Here is a 17,689-nt window from a genome sequence, read left to right as displayed (position 1 = left end):
TTGCACTCCGCCCCAGTCGAAGCGTCCTTTTGCATCCCAGCAGGGTGCGAGCGGATCCGCCGCCCGGGGTGTCTTTGTCCCAAGACCCGATCTGCCGCTCCTTAATATCTATCGACCAGCCGGCAGGTCGCCCCAGGAAGGCGCCGTGCCATGGCCGAGAAGATGCTGAAGTTCGTGCAGACCGCCCAGGCGATGCCGGAAAAGCGCACCGCGTCCGAGCGCGCCGGCGACTTCGACGAGATCTATCGCGAATTCGCGGCCACCAAGGCGACCGAGCAGGCGTCGCGCTGCTCGCAATGCGGCGTGCCCTTCTGTCAGGTGCATTGCCCGCTGCACAACAATATCCCCGACTGGCTGCGCATGACCGCCGAAGGCCGGCTGGAAGAAGCCTATGAGCTGAGCCAGGCGACCAATACGTTTCCCGAGGTCTGCGGCCGCATCTGCCCGCAGGACCGTCTGTGCGAAGGCAACTGCGTGATCGAGCAGTCGGGTCATGGCACCGTCACCATCGGCTCGATCGAGAAGTACATCACCGAGAAGGCCTGGGAGGCCGGCTGGGTGCAGGCGCCGAAGCCGACCCATGGCGAACGGCCGCAGAGCATCGGCATCATTGGCGCCGGCCCCGCCGGTCTGGCTGCCGCCGACAAGCTGCGTCGCCTGGGTTACGCGGTGCATGTCTATGATCGCTACGACCGCGCCGGCGGGCTGATGATCTACGGCATTCCGAACTTCAAGCTGGAGAAGCATGTGGTCGAGCGCCGCACGGCGCTGCTCGAAGCGGCCGGCGTGACCTTCCACATGAATTTCGAAGTCGGCCGCGATGCCTCGCTCGACGACCTGCGCAAGAAGCACGACGCCGTGCTGATCGCCACCGGCGTCTACAAGGCGCGCGAGCTGCAGGCGCCGGGTTCGGGGCTCGACAATATCGTGCCGGCGATGACCTATCTCACCGCCTCGAACCGGAACGGTCTGGGCGACAAGGTGCCCGAGTATGACAGCGGCAAGCTGAATGCAGCTGGCAAGAAGGTGGTCGTGATCGGTGGCGGCGACACCGCGATGGACTGCGTACGCACCGCCATTCGCCAGGGCGCCACCGCCGTGCATTGCCTGTATCGCCGCGACAAGGCCAACATGCCGGGCTCGATGCGCGAAGTGAAGAATGCCGAGGAAGAAGGCGTCGAATTCGTCTGGCTGTCGCTGCCCAAGAGTTTCCGCGGCGGCGACTTCAATGCCAGCGCCGAAGCCGGCTTCGACAAGCTGAAGCAGGCCGATCCGGCTGCTGCCCGCGTGAAGGATGTCAGCTTCCAGGGCGGCGAGGGCGTCAGCGCCGTGCATGCCAGCCGCATGAAGCTCGGTCCGGCCGATGCTTCGGGCCGTCAGGTCCCGGTGGAAATCGAGAATGCCGATTTCGACCAGCCGGCCGATATCGTGATCAAGGCGCTCGGCTTCGATCCGGAAGATCTGGCCCAGGCCTTCAAGGCGCCGCATCTGGAAGTCACCCGCTGGGGCACCGTGAAGATCTCGGCGCGCAGCAAGATGACCAATATCCCGGGCGTGTTTGCCGCCGGCGATATCGTGCGCGGCGCCAGCCTCGTCGTCTGGGCGATCCGCGACGGCCGCGACTGCGCCGATGCGATCCATCAGTTCATTCAGTCGAAGGTACAGCCATCGGCTGTGGCTGCCGAATGAGCGCGCTTCGCAACATAACGCTCGCTGCGCTGCTGTCGCTCGCGCTGACGGCCTGCGTCACGCCAGGATCAAATGGGGCGCCCAGGAACGACGCAGTCTCGCGCCAGCAGGACGCGCAGATCGTGGCGCGCGCTTTCCCCGTCGAGCAGATGCTGGCCGAGCAGATCGCGCTCAGCCGCAGCCAGCTCTATGCAAGCCTGAGCCGTGAATTCCCCGGCAAGGACGCCAGCATCCAGGTTTATGTCGAGGAATTCCAGGCCGCCAGTATGCGCGCCGTGCTGGAAGACCTCGTTGGCGTCGTCGCTGATGAATTCGCCGCCAATTTCACGGCGACTGAACTGCAGGTCTTCAAGCGCGTGCTGCTCTCGCCGGCCGGCCAGGAGGCGATGCAGCCCGGCATCGCCACCGACAAGCTGTCAAAGGCCGCGATCAACGTGCTGCTCGAGATCGAGCGCAATGTCGATCACACCCGCATGGCTGCTTTCGGCCAGTCGCTCGACCAGCGCCACAAGGAACTCGCTTTGCTGGCGCGGCTGCGCGCCGAGCGGGCGCAGGAATTGAACAAGGACCGGCTCGCCGAGCTGGGTCTGCAGAAGAAGTAGAAGGAGTCCGACCATGACCGACATCAGGAACACTTACGTCGAGCAGTGGCAGGACGAAACCAAGCGTCTGTCGGACACCGGCATGTACAGCCGCGAGGATGAGCGCGATGCCTGCGGCGTCGGTCTGATCGCCTCGCTGGATGGTCAGCCGCGCCGCAGCGTCGTCGCCGCCGGTATTACGGCGCTGAAGGCTTTGTGGCATCGCGGCGCGGTGGATGCCGATGGCAAGACCGGCGACGGCGCCGGCATTCACGTGCAGATTCCGCAGGATTTCTTCCGCGAGCATGTGCGCCGCTCGGGCTTCGAGCCGGGCGAAGGCAAGCTCGGCCTGGGCATGGTCTTCCTGCCCAAGACCGACCTGTCGGCGCAGGAAACCTGCCGCACCATCGTCGAGACCGCGATCCTCGATTTCGGCTATGGCATCTATGGCTGGCGCCAGGTGCCGGTCGATGCCAGCATCATTGGCGAGAAGGCCAATGCGACGCGCCCTGAAATCGAACAGGTGCTGATCGAGAACCGCCATGGCAAGGATGACGGCGCGTTCGAGCGCGATCTCTTCCTGATCCGCCGCCGTATCGAGAATCTGGTGCTGGCCGCGCATATCAGCGACTTCTATATCTGCTCGCTGAGCTGCCGCAGCGTGATCTACAAGGGCATGTTCCTCGCCGAGCAGATCGACTTCTTCTATCCCGATCTGCAGGACGAGCGTTTCGTCTCGACCTTTGCCATCTATCACCAGCGCTATTCGACCAACACTTTCCCGACCTGGCGTCTGGCGCAGCCCTTCCGCATGCTCGCCCATAACGGCGAGATCAACACGCTGCGCGGCAACGTCAACTGGATGAAGAGCCACGAGATCAAGATGGCCTCCGAGGCCTTCGGCGATTTCTCGGACGACATCAAGCCGATCGTGCAGTCGGGCTCGTCGGATTCGGCTGCGCTCGACAGCGTGTTCGAGGTGCTGGTGCGCGCCGGTCGTACCGCGCCGATGGTGAAGACCATCCTGATTCCTGAAAGCGCGTCGAACAAGCCGCTGATGCCGCAGTCGCATCGCGACCTCTACGCCTACTGCAACTCGATCATGGAACCGTGGGACGGTCCGGCGGCGATCTGCGCCACCGACGGCCGCTGGGCGGTGGCGGGCCTCGACCGCAACGGCCTGCGTCCGATCCGCTATACGGTGACCACCGACAATCTTCTCATCGTCGGCTCGGAAACCGGCATGGTGCCGGTGCCGGAGCAGAATATCGTCCGCAAGGGCCGCGTCGGTCCGGGCGACATGATCGCCATCGACCTGAAGAAGGGCAAACTATTCCTCGATCGCGAGATCAAGGACAAGCTGGCGTCCGATCACCCTTATGGTGAGTGGGTCAAGAACATCGTCACGCTGGAGAAGATCAAGGATGCGCCGGGTGCGTCCAGGCCCTTCAGCAAGGATGAGCTGCGCCGCTCGCAGCTGGCTTTCGGCCTGACCCTGGAAGACATGGAGCTGATCCTGCATCCGATGGCGGAAGACGCCAAGGAGGCCATCGGCTCGATGGGCGACGACACGCCGATTGCGGTGCTCTCCGAGCAGTATCGCGGGTTGCATCATTTCTTCCGCCAGCAGTTCAGCCAGGTCACCAATCCGCCGATCGACAGCCTGCGCGAGAAGCGGGTGATGAGTCTGCGCACCCGCATGGGCAACCTGACCAACGTGCTGGATGAAGATGCCAAGCAGGTCGCGATTCTCCTGCTCGAATCGCCCTGCCTGTCGAATGCCGATTATTCGAAAGTGCTGAAATACGCCGAGAAGATGACGGCGAAGATCGACTGCACCTTCGCCATCGATGGCGGCGAGGGTGTCCTGCGCGATGCGCTGAAGCGAATCCGCGGCGAAGCGGAAAACGCCGTGCGCGGCGGTGCTGCCCATATCGTGCTGACCGACGAGGGCATGAATCCGGCCCGCGCCGCGATCCCGATGATCCTGGCGACGGGTGCCGTGCACAGCCACCTGGTGCGCCAGGGCCTGCGTACTTTCACCTCTCTCACCGTGCGCTCGGGCGAATGCCTCGATGTGCATTACTTCGCCGTGCTGATCGGCGTCGGCGCCACCTCGGTGAATGCCTATCTGGCCGAAGCCTGCCTGGTCGACCGCGTCACTCGCGGCCTGCTCGGCAAGCTGAGCGCCGAAGAGGCCGTCACCCGCTTCAAGGACGCGGTGGATGGCGGCCTGCTGAAGATCATGTCCAAGATGGGCATTTCGGTGATCAGCAGCTATCGCGGCGGTTATAACTTCGAGGCGCTCGGGCTGTCCCGGTCGCTGGTGGCCGATCTCTTCCCCGGTATGCCGTCGCGCATCTCCGGCATCGGTCTGATCGGTATCCAGAAGAAGGTTCTCGCCCTGCATGAGAAGGCCTTCCGGTCTGACGTGACCGCGCTGCCGGTTGGCGGCATCTACCGCTACCGTCGTGGCGGCGAGGCGCATGCCTGGGAAGCCAACCTGATCCATATGATGCAGACGGCAGTGGGCAGCGAGAATTACGCGCTGTTCAAGAAATACACGGCCGGTCTGCGCGAACTGCCGCCGATCTCGGTGCGCGATCTGCTGGAGATCAAGCCAGCTTCGGCGCCGATCCCGATCGAACAGGTCGAGTCCGTGACCGAAATCCGCAAGCGCTTCATCACGCCCGGCATGTCGCTCGGCGCGCTCGGCCCCGAGGCGCATGAGACGCTGACCATTGCGATGAACCGCATCGGCGCCAAGTCGGATTCCGGCGAAGGCGGCGAAGGGCCCGAGAATTTCAAGCCGCGTCCGAATGGCGACAATGCCAATTCGGCCATCAAGCAGGTTGCCTCGGGTCGCTTCGGCGTCACGGCGGAATACCTCAACAACTGCCGCGAACTGGAAATCAAGGTCGCCCAGGGCGCCAAGCCCGGCGAGGGCGGTCAGCTGCCCGGCTTCAAGGTCACCGAGCTGATCGCCAAGCGTCGTCTGGCGACGCCCGGCGTGATGCTGATCTCGCCGCCACCGCATCACGATATTTATTCGATCGAGGATCTGGCGCAGCTGATCTACGATTTGAAGCAGATCAACCCGGAAGCGCAGGTTGCCGTCAAGCTGGTGTCGGAAGCCGGCATCGGCACGATTGCCGCCGGCGTCGCCAAAGCCAAGGCCGACGTCATCCTGATCTCGGGCCATGTCGGTGGCACCGGCGCCTCGCCGCAGACCAGCGTGAAATATGCCGGCACGCCGTGGGAAATGGGCCTGTCGGAAGCCAACCAGGTGCTGACGCTGAACAAGCTGCGGCATCGCGTGAAGCTGCGCACCGACGGCGGCCTGAAGTCGGGCCGCGACATCGTCATCGCCGCCATGCTGGGTGCCGAGGAATACGGTGTCGGCACGGCGGCGCTGGTGGCGATGGGCTGCATCATGGTGCGCCAGTGCCATTCGAATACCTGCCCAGTCGGCATCTGCACGCAGAACGACGCGCTGCGGCAGAAATTCAATGGCAGCCCGGAGAAGGTCATCAACCTGTTCAGCTTCATCGCCGAAGAGGTACGTGAAATCCTGTCTGAGCTCGGCGTGAAGTCGCTCGACGAGATCATCGGCCGTACCGATCTGCTCACGCAGGTCAGCCGCGGCGGCGCGCATCTCGACGATCTCGATCTCAACCCGATCCTGGCGCAGGCCGATGCGGGCGAACATGCGCGCTACTGCACGCTGGATGGCCGCAACGAGGTACCCGATACGCTCGATGCCCAGATGCTGGAGGATGCCGCCCCGGTCTTCACGCATGGCGAGAAGATGCAGCTGGCCTACAATATCCGGAACACGCATCGCGCCATCGGCACGCGGCTCAGCTCGCATCTGGTGCGCAAGTTCGGCATGAAGGGGCTGAAGCCGGGCCATATCACCGCGCGGCTCACCGGTTCGGCTGGTCAGTCGCTTGGCGCCTTCGCCGTGCAGGGGCTCAAGCTGGAAGTCTTCGGCGATGCCAACGATTATGTCGGCAAGGGGCTGTCGGGTGGCATGATCGTGGTGCGGCCGTCGCCGGCCTCGCCGCTGATGCCGGTGACGAATGAGAACACCATCATNNNGCGGTGGTCGAGGGCTGCGGCTCGAACGGCTGCGAATACATGACCGGCGGCCGCATCGCCATTCTGGGCAAGGTCGGCGACAATTTCGGTGCCGGCATGACCGGCGGCATGGCCTTCGTCTACGACGTGGACGATGTGCTGCCGATCGCGATCAATGACGAAAGCGTGGTGTACCAGCGGCTGGCGTCGTCCTACTGGGAAGGCGTGCTGCGCGGCCTGATCGAGGAGCATATCCGCGAAACGCAGTCGCTCTATGCCAACAACCTGTTCGCCGACTGGGACCAGGTGAAGGCGAAATTCTGGCAGATCTGCCCGAAGGAAATGATCGCACGTCTGGATCATCCGCTCAGCGACAAGGTTGCCGCTGCCAGTGATGCCAAGCGCGCGTAAAAATTTCTGAGCCGGCATTCGCCGCCGGTCCAGGGAAGCGGAAACGCCGTCGAGAGCAATCTCGGCGGCGTTTTTGCCTGAATCCGGCTTTCCCTAATTGTCATGCCCGGCCTCGTGCCGGGCATCCACGTCTTACTTTCTTGGTGACGGCAAAGACGTGGATGGCCGGGACAAGCCCGGCCATGACACGGGTGGGGGTGTCAGGTCCGGGAATACAGCGCCGTGCTGAGGTATTTCATGCCGGTATCGCAGGCGATAGTGACGACCGTTTTGCCCGGCCCGAGCCGTTCGGCCACGTGCAACGCCGCCAGCACATTCGCACCGGTGGACGTGCCGGCGAAAATGCCTTCCTCGCGTGCCAGTCTGCGCGCCATCGCCATCGCATCCATGCTCGACACCTGCGCGATTTCGCTGGCGAGGTCCGGCCTCCATTGCGGCGGCACGAAGCCCGGTCCGGTGCCTTCAATCTTGTGACTGCCGCTCGGGCCGCCCGACAGTACGGCGGATTCCGCCGGCTCGACTGCAACGGCGTGCAAGGCCGGATTCAATTGACGAAGGCGCGTGGCAAGACCGCGGAAGGAACCGGATGTGCCGACGCTCTGGACGAAGGCATCAACTTTCCCGCCGGTCTGCGCCCAGATTTCATCGGCCATTTTCGCATAGCCGGGCAGCACGTCGGTGTTGTTGAACTGGTCGGTCCAGAAGCTGCCGGGTTTTGCCGCCGCGATCCGTCGCGCCGTCTCGATCATCTCCAGGGTCAGCTCCTTCGTGGTGCCGCCGGTCGTGCTCGGCACCAGCGTCAGATTTGCGCCGAGTGCCGTCATATGGTTGCGCTTTTCTTTCGAGAAGGCGTCAGATGTCACGATCTCGAGCGGGATGTGCTTTGCCGCACAGACCAGGCTGAGCGAGACGCCGGTGCTGCCGCCGGTATATTCCACCACGGCGCCGCCCGGCTTGAGCCGGCCGTCTTTCTCAGCGGCCGTCACCATGGCCAGCGCCATGCGGTCCTTCATGCTCCCCGTGGGATTCTCGGTTTCCAGCTTGAGCAGGACAGTGGCGGAATTCCGCGGAGCCATTGACGTCAGCGCCAGCAGCCGCGTGCCGCCGATGTGGTCGAGAATGCTCATGCTTTAACCCCCTTTTCAGGACTCCGTGCCAGACTGGCCGGATGCTGAAAGCCGCCGCCATTGCCCTTGTCCTCGCCGCTGGTTTCTACGCCGGTTCGGCCAGTGCCTTCTGCGTGCAGAATGACGGCACCACGCCATTGGTCGTGCAGGCCGGCGGTCCGCCGATGCCGGTTTACGTGAAGCCCAATCTCATGCCGGGCGAACGCGACTGTCATGTGCCGCGCAAGCCGGACGGCATCACCGTGGAAATCTTCGACGGCCGGACGCGCCAGATGCGCTGCCGCCTGTCGGTGCCGGCGAAGGACGCGACGATTTTTGTCGACAAGACCTGCCGGGCGAAGCTGGGCTGAATCTTTGTCATCCTCGGGCTTGACCCGAGGATCCCATTTACTTGACGTGAGTTGAAATGGGATGCCCGGGTCAAGCCCGGGCATGACAAGTGATCATTGCCTCACGCCACGATCCCGTACAGCACCATCGCCATGCCGGCGACGCCGCCGAGCCAGGCAAAGGTGCGCAGCCACGGCACGCCGGCGATATACATCACGGCATGCACCACGCGGCTGTAGAAGAAGACCTGCGCGCCCAGCGCAGTCCAGCCATCGGCCTTGCCGGCCACAGCCGCGCCCAGCACCAGGGCGGCGAAGGGCACCATATTCTCCACCATGTTGAGATGGGCGCGATGGGCGCGGCCAATCCAGCCGGTGGCGGGCGGGAAATCCTCGCGGTTGCCGGCCATCACATACAGGCCGCGCGTCAGCATATGGCCGGTGGAATAGGGCAGCGCCAGCAGCACGGTCAGCACCGCACTGGCGATCAGCATGGTCATATCGGTGGTCATGGGAGTTTCTCCTCTGTTGTTGTGATCTTTAAGCTGCGGGACGGAAACCGGGGGCGGGCATCAGCGGTGCGACGGCCGTGCTCAGGATGCTGGTCAGCGCCGCGCGATCGGCGCCGCTTTTCGCCATCACCATCAGGCCATGGGTTGCCGCGACGAGATACTTCGCCAGCGCGGTCAGGTCGCCGCCGGCCGCGATCTCGCCGCGCGTCTGCGCATTGCCCAGGGCATGGCGGAAGGCGTCTTCCATCGTCTGCATATGCGCGCGCACCTTCGCCGCTACTGCGGCGTCATGTGGCGCGAGTTCCAGTGTCGTGTTGGCCATCAGGCAGGCGCGCCGCTTCGGGTATTGCACCAGGAAATCGATGATCGCCAGGCCGGTGTCGTGCAGTGCCTGCAGTCCGGCATCGGGTGCGCGCAGGGGCGACAGCATCGCCGCATCCAGCATGGCGCAGTAGCTGTCCATCGCGGCGAGGAACAGGCGGTGCTTGTCGCCAAACGTGTCGTACAGGCTCTGGCGGCTGATCCCCATGGTTTTGACCAGCTGCTCCATCGAGGTGGCGGCATAGCCCTGTTCCCAGAACAGCTCCATCGCCCGCACCAGTGCCGCATCGATATCGAAAGCCTTGGGTCTCGCCATGGCGCAGATATAGCTTATTCTGGAACGATCAGTCAATAATCAGGTAAATGCCGGTAATCCGCACGGAAATTCCGTGGCTTGCGGTCTTCCCCTGCCGGCCTGCGGTTGCTACACCCTGCGCATCATGGCTCCCCCGCTTCTCACGCTCAGCGACATCCACCTCAGCTTCGGCGGCACGCCGCTGCTGGAAGGCGCGGCGCTCAGCGTCATGCCGGGCGACCGGCTCTGCCTGGTCGGCCGCAACGGTTCGGGCAAGTCGACGCTGCTCAAAATTGCTGCCGGAACAGTACAGTCGGATCGCGGCGAACGCATCGTGCAGTCGGGCGTCACCATGCGCTACCTGCCGCAGGAACCGGATCTCGGCGGCTTCGACGACACGCTGTCCTATGTGCTGGCCGGCCTGGCGCCCGGCGACGATCCGCATCGCGCCATCACACTGCTCAATGCGCTCGGTCTCGATGGCACGGAACATCCTGCGCGGCTATCGGGTGGCGAGGCACGCCGTGCGGCACTCGCCCGTGTGCTGGCGCCCGAGCCCGACATTCTGCTGCTGGATGAGCCGACCAACCATCTCGATCTGCCGGCGATCGAATGGCTCGAAAGCGAGTTGCAGCGGTTGCGGTCTGCGCTGGTGCTGATCAGCCATGATCGCCGGTTCCTGAGCAACCTGACGCGCGCCACCATCTGGCTCGACCGCAGCGCCACGCGGCGCCTGGAGCAAGGTTTTGCGGCTTTCGAGGACTGGCGCGATGCCTTCCTCGAACAGGAGGAAACCGAGCGCCACAAGCTGGATCGCAAGATCGTCGCTGAACTCGACTGGGTGCGGCATGGCGTGTCGGGCCGGCGCAAGCGCAACATGGGCCGCATGCGCGCGCTGCAGCAGCTCAAGACCGGTCGCAGTGAACAGCGCAAGGTGGCCGGCAATGTCAATCTCGTCGTCTCCGAAGCCGAGACTTCGTCCAAGCTGATCGCCGAGACCAAGGCGGTGTCGAAATCTTTTGGCGATCTGACGGTCCTGCGCGAGGTCAGCGTGAAGGTGCTGCGCGGCGACCGTTTTGGCATCGTCGGCGCCAACGGCGCCGGCAAGACCACGCTGCTGAATATTCTCACCGGGCAGCTGCAGCCGGATTCCGGCAGCATCCGGCTCGGCGAAAACATCGCGCTGGTGACACTCGACCAGCGGCGCGAAACGCTCGATCCTGAGATGACGCTGCAATATGCGCTGTCGGGTGGCAGCGACAAGGTGACGCTGAACGGCCAGCCACGCCATGTCATGAGCTACATGAAGGATTTCCTGTTCGCGCCGGAACAGGCGCGCACGCCGCTGCGCGTGTTGTCGGGCGGCGAACGCGGCCGGCTGATGCTGGCGCGTGCGCTGGCCAAGCCATCCAACGTGCTGGTGCTCGACGAACCGACCAACGATCTGGATCTGGAAACGCTCGACCTGCTGCAGGAAATGCTGGCCGACTATCCCGGCACGGTTTTACTCGTGAGCCATGATCGCGACTTCCTCGACCGCGTCTGCACGTCTGTGCTGGCGTCCGAGGGCGACGGCCGCTGGAATGTTTATGCCGGCGGTTACAGCGACATGGTGTCTCAGCGCGGTTCCGGCGTGCAGGCGCGCGCGGCGGCGAAAGCCGAGAAGCCTGTTGCGGAGAAATCTGAAGCTGCGCCGCGCGCGGCTGCCAAGCGCAAACTCAGCTTCAAGGAAAAGCACGCGCTGGAGACTTTGCCCAAGCGCATTGCCGATCTGCAGGACCAGATCGCGAAGCACCAGGCCGCGATGAACGACCCGCAGCTGTTCAGCCGCGACCCGGCCAAATTCGAAGCCGCCAGTAAGGGCCTGGAGAAAGCCGGTGCGGACTTAAGCGCCGCCGAAGACCAGTGGCTCGAACTGGAAATGCTGCGCGAAGAGCTGGAAGGCTAACCGCCCGGGCGGCCGGTCCATTCCAGGAAAGCCTCGACTTCTGCGTCTGTGTATCCCAGCAGCCGGCCGGTTTCGCGCTCATCCGCTGCCGTCCAACACCGGCGCTTTTCCTGCACGACGAGATTCAGTTCATGCAGCGCGTCGATGCGCCATTCCTCGCCGGGCAGCGCGTAATAGATCTCGACGAAGGAATGGCCTGATTCCTTGTCGTCCCAGTAATATTCGCGCCTGACGATGCGGCCGGCCGCCACATGCGGGGCGAAATCGTCTTCGGGGATGATGTCGCGGAACTGGACGGCTTCGCCGAACATCGCCGCCGGCTTCGTGCCGGCCAGCATCAGGTCCAGTTCGCGTAAACTATGTGGACCGACGCCGGGTGGCGCCTCTGGTTCTGCATCCATTACTGAACCGGCCGCGCCTCCTGGCGTTCGGCCGGCACCAGCGGCGGAATGCCATAGCCGATATCGATGAAGCGCATGCCGTCGCCCTCCACGTAGGAGTCCGGATCGAGCGGCTGGCTGCGGCCCATGGTGTCGGCGAGCCCGGTCGCGCAGCACAGGATCAGGTTCGACTGCGCCGCACCGTCTTCATAGAGCGGTGCGCCGGTGAATTCGACCGGCAGCACCGCGCCGTCAGGGAAGCGCAGCCAGTAGTAGATCAGCACGCCGCAGGGCTGCGCCGCCTGCGCAATCGTGAGCGTGGCGCGCCAGCTGCGGTTCTCTTTCGAGGTCAGGTCGAGATAGTTCAGGCCGGTGAGGTCGAAGCCGATCTTCTCAACGATGGTGCGGCCGACATTTTCCATCCGGATGTCATCGGCGGAGCGGATGTTGAGTAAAAGGCAGCTGTCGGCCAGCGCGCCGAGATCGCCCTTGGACAAATCGCTGCGCTGCGGCAGGCGGCGCGCACCGCGCCAGCCCTGCCAGATGGCGAAGAACTGCCGTGCCTGCTGCGACAGCGGCGATGGCAATGTATGCAGAAAATCACCCGACCCCATGTGACGGATTTAAGCACCACGAGGATGCGAAAGCCAGTCCGGGAATTCTTGCGGAATCCCGCGCCGCGCTAAAACGCCGGCAGCATGTGGCGCGGCGTGGAGGGATCGGCCGGCGGGATACCGAAGCCGAGATCGATGAAGCGCATGCCTTCGCCGACCAGCCAGGAATCCGGGTCGATCACATCGTCGGGTCGCGGCGGGACCAGCGGTGTGCAGCAGCCCGCCATCAGGCTGACCATGCCGCTGCCGTCGTCGTCGCAGAAGGGTGCGCCGGCGCATTCGACCGGCAGCACGCCGCCGTCTGCGTAGCGCAGCGGGTAGTAGACGATGCTGCCGCAGGGCTGCAGCACCTGTTCGATGAAGAGGCGGGCGCGCAGCGCGCGGTTCTCCGGGTTCGTGATGTCGAGATAGTTCAGCCCGGTGAGGTCGAAGCCAAGATAGCGGCCGACGCCGGCGCCGATCGAGGTGATGCGGATATCGTCGCGGTGGCGCAGCTCCATCACGATATGGAAATCGCCGAGTGCTGCGACATCGAGGTCGCGGCGTTCGGGCAGCCGCCGACCGCGCCGCCAGCCGTGCCAGGTGGCGAACAACTGCCGGCCCGCTGCAGAGAGCGGCCCCGGCAAACGCGTGAGAAAATCCGCGCCGGAAAACTCGTCCATGCGCCACCTCGTTCAGACCCAACAGACTTCTGCGGACGTTATACCTGCAGGCCGGCATTGCCGAGTCAAAAAAATTGACAGGGTGGAAAGCCGGGCCCGAAAGCAAACGGCCGGGCGGTTTCCCGCCCGGCCGCAGTACCAGCAGTCGCAGGACCGATTATTTCTTCACGGCCTTGACGAACTTGTCGTTGAAGGTCTTGTTCAGGTCGATCTTGGCCTTGGCGAGACCCTCGTCGAACTGCGCCAGCATGTTGTAGGCGCTCTTCATGCCATCCGGGCTGATGATGCCGGTGCGCGAATAGGTCTCCATCGAGGCCTTCACCGCGGTCATGTACAGCCCCTTGTCGCCCAGATAGTAGGCTTCCGGCACCGTGGCGGCGACGTCGGCCGGCTTGGCGGTCGAGAGCCAGACCAGCGCCTTGTGGAAGGCATTGACCAGCGCCTGCGTGGTCTGCGGATTCTTCTGGATGAACTCATCCTTCAGATACAGCACGGCCGCCGGATTGGAGCCGCCGAAGATCGCCTTGGTACCCGCTTCGGTGCGGCTGTCGGCCAGGATGAAGACATTCTTGTCCATTTCCAGCTTCGAGATGACCGGATCGAGATTCGAGATTGCGTCGATCTCGCCCTTCTGCATCGCCGCAACCGCGCCGGCGCCGGCGCCGACACCGATGAAGGCGGAGTCCTTGTAGTTGCCGCCCGCCTTGGCGATCAGGTAGTTGACGAAGAAGTTGGTCGACGAACCCGGCGCGGTGACGCCGATCTTCATGCCCTTCAGGTCGGCCGCAGTCTTGACCTTGCCCTTATGCTCGTTCTTCACGGCCAGCACGATGCCGGGGAAGCGGCCGAGTTCGATCACCGCGGTGATCGGCTGGCCTTTCTCCTGCATGCGAATGGTGTGTTCGTAGGCACCGGTCACGGCATCGACGCTGCCGCCGATCAGCGCCTGCAGCGACTTGGAGCCGCCGCCGAAATCGTTGATCTCGACCTCAAGGCCCTCGGCCTTGAAGTAGCCCTTCTGCTCGGCAATCGTGAGCGGCAGATAATACAGCAGCGGCTTGCCGCCGACGCCGAGCATCAGCTTGGCCTTCTCGGGAGCCGCCTGGGCGGCAGAGGCCAGCAGGCCGAGTGCCGTCATGGCTGCGAGTGCGAGTTTGAGTTTCATCTGTGGTTTCCTCCTTGGATTATGAATGATGTCAGGCGGTCTTCGCCGCCGTATCGGGCCGCCAGACCAGCAGGCGGTTTTCAATGGCCGTGACAAAGGTATCCAGCACGATCACGAAAATGGTCAGGATCACCATGCCGGAGAAGACTCCGGTCACGTCGAACACGCTTTCGGCTTCGTGGATCTTGTAGCCCAGCCCGCCGGCCGAGCCGAGATACTCACCGACCACCGCACCGACCAGGGCGAAGCCCACAGACGTGTGCAGCGAGGAGAACATCCAGGTCAGCGCCGCCGGCCAGTAGACATGGCGCAGCAGCTGGCGTTCGTTCATGCCCAGCATGCGGGCATTGGCCAGCACGGTGGGGCTGACTTCCTTCACGCCTTGGTAGACGTTGAAGAAGACGATGAAGAACACCAGCGTGAAACCGAGCGCTACCTTCGACCAGATGCCGAGGCCGAACCACAGCGCGAAGATCGGCGCCAGCACCACGCGGGGCAGCGCGTTCGCGGCCTTCACGTAAGGATCGAACACGGCAGCCAGCAGTTCGCGGCGGGCAAAGGCGAAGCCGACGACGATGCCGCCGGCGGCGCCGATGGCAAAGGCCAGCACGGTTTCCAGCAGCGTGATGCCGAGATGGCGCCAGATTTCGCCGGAGGCGAAATCCTTCCAGGTGCGCGCCAGCACCTCCAGCGGCGTGGAGAAGAAGAAGGGCGCAAACAGCGGTTTGCCGTCGACCACCGGCACGGTGGTGAGCAGATGCCAGACCAGCAGGAAGGCGACGCCGACCAGCAGCTGCAGCGCGATGAGGGTGACGCGGTTCATTGTTGTGCCTCTTCACCCTGGCTGTAAGCCTTCTGCACTTCGACGCGCAGGCTCGCCCAGATCGCCTTGTGGATCGCGTGGAACGCCGGCTCGGTGCGGATTTCGGCGATGTCGCGCGGTCGCGGCAGTTCGACGCGGAAATCGCCGACGATGCCGGCGGCGGGACCGGCCGACATCACCACCACACGATCCGACAGCGCAATGGCCTCTTCCAGATCGTGCGTCACGAACATCACGGCTTTCTTGTTGGCGGCCCAGAGATCGAGCAGCAGATTGCCCATGATCTGCCGGGTCTGTGCATCCAGCGGGCCGAAGGGCTCGTCCATCAGAAGGATCTGCGGATCGCGGATCAGCATCTGCGCCAGTGCAACGCGCTTGCGCTGGCCGCCCGACAGCATATGCGGATAGCGCTGCGCGAAACCTTTCAGGCCGACGCGGGCCAGCCAGTCCTGCGCGCGCTTCAGCGCCTCGGCTTTCGGCACGCCCATCGGCTCCAGCGCCACGGCGACATTGTCGATCGCCGTCTTCCACGGCATCAGCGCATCGGCCTGGAACAGATAGCCGGCCTTGCCATTCAGGCCGTTCAGCGCCGCGCCCTGGATTTCGACATGGCCGGCCGAGGGTTTCAGCAGCCCGGCGGTGGCATTCAGCAGGGTGGACTTGCCGCAGCCGGTGGGCCCGACGATGGTAACGAACTCGCCCGGCGCGATATCCAGATCGATATTCTTCACGGCGGCATGCAGCTCGCCGGTCTTGAGCGCGAAGGTGATGTCGAGGCCGCGCAGGCAGACATCGGGCCTGGCGGCAGCCGCGGCCGATGCGGACGGGGACTGTACGGGTAATGCTGCGCCTTGCGACAAGGCCGGTTTCCTCCAGAAAAACTGTCCGCGTCTTGCCGCGCGGCGAAGCGCAACCCTAACGATTGCACTGGTGCGAGGTAAAGCGCCGGAGACGGATCAGTGCGTCGCTTCGCGTCGTTTATGTTCGTTTCGGTTCGTTTGCGTTCGTTTTGCTTCGTTGGTGTTCGTGCGCGTTCGTGGGTGTTCGCAGGCATTCGTCAGCCTTCGCTGAAATTCGTCCCGGTTCGCCGCTCTGCATATAAGAGTATTCATGCCGGCAATATTGGAACAATACAGGAACATATAATAAAGAACCAGCAGTTTTCCAGTGCCGGCTTGACCATTTCCGGCTGCCGCCTATAGCTAACCTTCAGGTTATGTAACCGATGGGAACAGGAGGCTGCCATGCCCGCTGCCGTCACCCGGGCGGATCCGCTCAGCACCGTCTTTGCCGCGCTGGCCGACCCGACGCGGCGCGCGATCCTGGCACGCCTGAGCCGGGGCGAGGCCTCGGTCGGCGAACTGGCGGCACCGTTTTCGATGAGCCAGCCGGCGATCTCGAAACATCTGAAAGTGCTGGAACGGGCCGGGCTGATCACGCGCGGGCGCGCGGCGCAATGGCGGCCGTGCAAGCTGGAGGCGGCGCCGCTGCGCCAGGCCAATGAATGGCTCGAACATTATGCCGCCTTCTGGTCGGACAGCTTCGACCGGCTCAAGGCGCTGGTGGACACCCCGGAGGGCGGCAGGGCGTAAGCGGTTACCGGAAAACCATCTTGCCGGCCGCGGCGGCACCGCTAGGCTGGCGACATGAGCAAGCTTGATTTCAGCCGGCTGAAAATTCTGGTCGTGGAAGACCACGAACCGACCCGGATTTTCCTGAAAGAGGTGCTCGGCGCCGCTGGCGTCGTGCATCTGCAGATCGTCGCCGACGTGAAAGCGGCGCTGCCGCTGCTGAAAGGCAAGCTGCGCGATCTGCTGATCTGCGATCTCAATCTCGGCGAGATCAACGGTCAGACCCTGATCCGCGCGGTGCGGCTCAATCCGAATTTCACCAACCGCCACATGCCGATCATCGTGCTGACTGGCGACAGCAAGGCCGAAACCGTGCGCGAGGTGCTGAATCTCGGCGTCAACCGCTTCGTCTCGAAACCTGCGACGGCGGAAACCGTCATCGAGGCCGTCAGGGCGGTGCTGGAACGGCCGAAAGCCTTCGTCACGGCCAGGGACTATTTCGGCCCGGACCGGCGCAACCGCCAGGAGCCCGGCGTCTCCGGTCGCCGCAGCACGGATCGCCCGGCTGACGACGATCCCGTGCCGATCCCGAAACGCAGCGATGTGCCCTGGACGTGACCGTCCGGCGTCACCCCGCGCAGCATTACACCGCCCTGAGCATCACCTGACCTGCACCGGCTGTGAGCCGGATTGCGCCTTCGGCCAGCCGCACGCGTTCCATCGCATTGTCGACCAGCCGGTCGTCGATCAGCGTTTCACCGCGCGCGATCAGCGTGCGGGCGGCGTCGCGGCTGCTGGCCAGGCCGGCCAGCACCAGCAGTTCCGACAGCGATATGCCTTCGGCCAGATGCGATTTCTGCAGTGATACCTGCGGCAGTTCAGCGATGGAAGAAGATTGGGTCGTCATGGTGGTCTCCGGTTTCAGTGGCTTTTTTGAAGCCGCTAGGTCGGAGACCCCGAGTCACAAACCGCAAGCCGCCGACCTCGGCGGCTGCAATGGTTCAGACAAAACCCTGCGCGCCGCCCGTATGGGAGGAGATAAACCAATAATAATAGTTGGCCGCGAAGGTCATGGCGGCGATTTAAGCGAAGCGGCGGGCGAACGTCAACCGCCCTGTGGGGTTACCGGCATTTCTGTGATGGCGGTAACGCTGGCTTGGTCCATTGGTCTCTTTTTGTCA

The 17,689-nt window shown here is 63.9% G+C and carries 16 protein-coding genes and 1 pseudogene; 7 read left to right on the top strand and 10 right to left on the bottom strand.

The window, feature by feature from the left end:
- The first annotated feature begins 150 nt into the window (after nt 1-150).
- From CTR53_RS12480 to gltB, 3 genes and pseudogenes are all read left to right on the top strand, one after another.
- Nucleotides 151-1,689 (top strand): NAD(P)-dependent oxidoreductase, encoded by a 1,539-nt coding sequence (locus tag CTR53_RS12480; RefSeq protein ID WP_290813678.1) that lies wholly within the window; start codon nt 151-153, stop codon nt 1,687-1,689.
- Nucleotides 1,686-2,291, top strand: a complete 606-nt coding sequence (locus CTR53_RS12475) for a hypothetical protein (protein ID WP_290813675.1) — start codon at nt 1,686-1,688, stop codon at nt 2,289-2,291. Before CTR53_RS12480 ends, CTR53_RS12475 begins: the two co-directional genes overlap by 4 nt.
- Before the next feature lie 82 nt (nt 2,292-2,373).
- Nucleotides 2,374-6,761: pseudogene (gene gltB / locus CTR53_RS12470) on the top strand (glutamate synthase large subunit).
- Between the two features lie 200 nt (nt 6,762-6,961).
- On the opposite strand, the gene CTR53_RS12465 reads toward gltB, so the two are convergent.
- On the bottom strand, nt 6,962-7,888 hold the full coding sequence (locus CTR53_RS12465) for a PLP-dependent cysteine synthase family protein (RefSeq protein ID WP_290813672.1): 927 nt from the start codon (nt 7,886-7,888) through the stop codon (nt 6,962-6,964).
- Between the two features lie 41 nt (nt 7,889-7,929).
- Here CTR53_RS12465 and CTR53_RS12460 point away from each other — a divergent pair, with 41 nt between their 5' ends.
- Nucleotides 7,930-8,238 carry a hypothetical protein gene (locus CTR53_RS12460; RefSeq protein WP_290813669.1) on the top strand — a complete coding sequence of 103 codons (309 nt, stop codon included), beginning with the start codon at nt 7,930-7,932 and terminating at the stop codon, nt 8,236-8,238.
- A gap of 101 nt (nt 8,239-8,339) precedes the next feature.
- On the opposite strand, the gene CTR53_RS12455 is transcribed toward CTR53_RS12460, so the two are convergent.
- Together CTR53_RS12455 and CTR53_RS12450 are read right to left on the bottom strand one after the other, a co-directional pair.
- Nucleotides 8,340-8,729, bottom strand: coding sequence for an MAPEG family protein (locus tag CTR53_RS12455; RefSeq protein WP_290813666.1), 390 nt, complete (start codon nt 8,727-8,729; stop codon nt 8,340-8,342).
- 28 nt (nt 8,730-8,757) lie between these two features.
- Entirely contained in the window at nt 8,758-9,366 is a 609-nt protein-coding gene (locus CTR53_RS12450; RefSeq protein ID WP_290813663.1) for a TetR/AcrR family transcriptional regulator, read from the bottom strand.
- Nucleotides 9,367-9,490: 124 nt separating this feature from the next.
- On the opposite strand from CTR53_RS12450, the gene CTR53_RS12445 reads away from it, so the two are divergent.
- Nucleotides 9,491-11,293, top strand: a complete 1,803-nt coding sequence (locus tag CTR53_RS12445) for an ABC-F family ATP-binding cassette domain-containing protein (protein ID WP_290813828.1) — start codon at nt 9,491-9,493, stop codon at nt 11,291-11,293.
- Here CTR53_RS12445 and CTR53_RS12440 read toward each other — a convergent pair.
- The 6 genes from CTR53_RS12440 to CTR53_RS12415 form a co-directional block, all read right to left on the bottom strand.
- Entirely contained in the window at nt 11,290-11,694 is a 405-nt protein-coding gene (locus tag CTR53_RS12440) for a hypothetical protein (protein WP_290813661.1), read from the bottom strand. The two genes, CTR53_RS12445 and CTR53_RS12440, sit on opposite strands and share 4 nt — an antisense overlap.
- Entirely contained in the window at nt 11,694-12,287 is a 594-nt protein-coding gene (locus CTR53_RS12435) for a PAS domain-containing protein (RefSeq protein ID WP_290813659.1), read from the bottom strand. Before CTR53_RS12435 ends, CTR53_RS12440 begins: the two co-directional genes overlap by 1 nt.
- A gap of 68 nt (nt 12,288-12,355) precedes the next feature.
- Nucleotides 12,356-12,949, bottom strand: coding sequence for a PAS domain-containing protein (locus tag CTR53_RS12430; protein WP_290813657.1), 594 nt, complete (start codon nt 12,947-12,949; stop codon nt 12,356-12,358).
- Nucleotides 12,950-13,106: 157 nt separating this feature from the next.
- Nucleotides 13,107-14,114, bottom strand: a complete 1,008-nt coding sequence (locus tag CTR53_RS12425; RefSeq protein ID WP_290813651.1) for an ABC transporter substrate-binding protein — start codon at nt 14,112-14,114, stop codon at nt 13,107-13,109.
- 31 nt (nt 14,115-14,145) lie between these two features.
- A complete protein-coding gene (locus tag CTR53_RS12420; protein WP_290813648.1) occupies nt 14,146-14,937 on the bottom strand; it encodes an ABC transporter permease in 792 nt (263 codons plus the stop codon).
- Nucleotides 14,934-15,797, bottom strand: a complete 864-nt coding sequence (locus CTR53_RS12415; protein ID WP_290813645.1) for an ABC transporter ATP-binding protein — start codon at nt 15,795-15,797, stop codon at nt 14,934-14,936. The genes CTR53_RS12420 and CTR53_RS12415 overlap by 4 nt, the downstream gene beginning before the upstream one ends.
- A 384-nt stretch (nt 15,798-16,181) precedes the next feature.
- Between CTR53_RS12415 and CTR53_RS12410 the strand changes: the two genes are divergently transcribed.
- Both CTR53_RS12410 and CTR53_RS12405 read left to right on the top strand, forming a co-directional pair.
- The gene (locus CTR53_RS12410; RefSeq protein WP_290813642.1) at nt 16,182-16,529 is read left to right on the top strand and encodes a helix-turn-helix transcriptional regulator; all 348 of its coding nucleotides are present in this window, start codon (nt 16,182-16,184) and stop codon (nt 16,527-16,529) included.
- A gap of 54 nt (nt 16,530-16,583) precedes the next feature.
- A complete protein-coding gene (locus tag CTR53_RS12405; protein WP_290813639.1) occupies nt 16,584-17,126 on the top strand; it encodes a response regulator in 543 nt (180 codons plus the stop codon).
- Nucleotides 17,127-17,151: 25 nt separating this feature from the next.
- Here the strand turns inward: CTR53_RS12405 and CTR53_RS12400 are convergent, their stop codons facing one another.
- The gene (locus CTR53_RS12400) at nt 17,152-17,415 is read right to left on the bottom strand and encodes a hypothetical protein (RefSeq protein ID WP_290813636.1); all 264 of its coding nucleotides are present in this window, start codon (nt 17,413-17,415) and stop codon (nt 17,152-17,154) included.
- Nucleotides 17,416-17,689: the final 274 nt, after the last annotated feature.

This window comes from Ferrovibrio sp., assembly GCF_002796975.1.
Lineage (GTDB): Bacteria > Pseudomonadota > Alphaproteobacteria > Ferrovibrionales > Ferrovibrionaceae > Ferrovibrio.
Note: the sequence above shows the minus strand (reverse complement) of the source record. Positions and strands in the feature narration are given on the sequence as shown.

What these genes read in the sequence shown, in the direction of transcription:
- CTR53_RS12425 (WP_290813651.1), bottom strand. Translation starts at nt 14,114, where the DNA reads ATGAAACTCAAACTCGCACTCGCAGCCATGACGGCACTCGGCCTGCTG.
- CTR53_RS12450 (WP_290813663.1), bottom strand. Translation starts at nt 9,366, where the DNA reads ATGGCGAGACCCAAGGCTTTCGATATCGATGCGGCACTGGTGCGGGCG.
- CTR53_RS12435 (WP_290813659.1), bottom strand. Translation starts at nt 12,287, where the DNA reads ATGGGGTCGGGTGATTTTCTGCATACATTGCCATCGCCGCTGTCGCAG.
- CTR53_RS12420 (WP_290813648.1), bottom strand. Translation starts at nt 14,937, where the DNA reads ATGAACCGCGTCACCCTCATCGCGCTGCAGCTGCTGGTCGGCGTCGCC.
- CTR53_RS12480 (WP_290813678.1), top strand. Translation starts at nt 151, where the DNA reads ATGGCCGAGAAGATGCTGAAGTTCGTGCAGACCGCCCAGGCGATGCCG.
- CTR53_RS12410 (WP_290813642.1), top strand. Translation starts at nt 16,182, where the DNA reads ATGCCCGCTGCCGTCACCCGGGCGGATCCGCTCAGCACCGTCTTTGCC.
- CTR53_RS12465 (WP_290813672.1), bottom strand. Translation starts at nt 7,888, where the DNA reads ATGAGCATTCTCGACCACATCGGCGGCACGCGGCTGCTGGCGCTGACG.
- CTR53_RS12405 (WP_290813639.1), top strand. Translation starts at nt 16,584, where the DNA reads ATGAGCAAGCTTGATTTCAGCCGGCTGAAAATTCTGGTCGTGGAAGAC.
- CTR53_RS12400 (WP_290813636.1), bottom strand. Translation starts at nt 17,415, where the DNA reads ATGACGACCCAATCTTCTTCCATCGCTGAACTGCCGCAGGTATCACTG.
- CTR53_RS12445 (WP_290813828.1), top strand. Translation starts at nt 9,491, where the DNA reads ATGGCTCCCCCGCTTCTCACGCTCAGCGACATCCACCTCAGCTTCGGC.
- CTR53_RS12455 (WP_290813666.1), bottom strand. Translation starts at nt 8,729, where the DNA reads ATGACCACCGATATGACCATGCTGATCGCCAGTGCGGTGCTGACCGTG.
- CTR53_RS12440 (WP_290813661.1), bottom strand. Translation starts at nt 11,694, where the DNA reads ATGGATGCAGAACCAGAGGCGCCACCCGGCGTCGGTCCACATAGTTTA.
- CTR53_RS12460 (WP_290813669.1), top strand. Translation starts at nt 7,930, where the DNA reads ATGCTGAAAGCCGCCGCCATTGCCCTTGTCCTCGCCGCTGGTTTCTAC.
- CTR53_RS12430 (WP_290813657.1), bottom strand. Translation starts at nt 12,949, where the DNA reads ATGGACGAGTTTTCCGGCGCGGATTTTCTCACGCGTTTGCCGGGGCCG.
- CTR53_RS12475 (WP_290813675.1), top strand. Translation starts at nt 1,686, where the DNA reads ATGAGCGCGCTTCGCAACATAACGCTCGCTGCGCTGCTGTCGCTCGCG.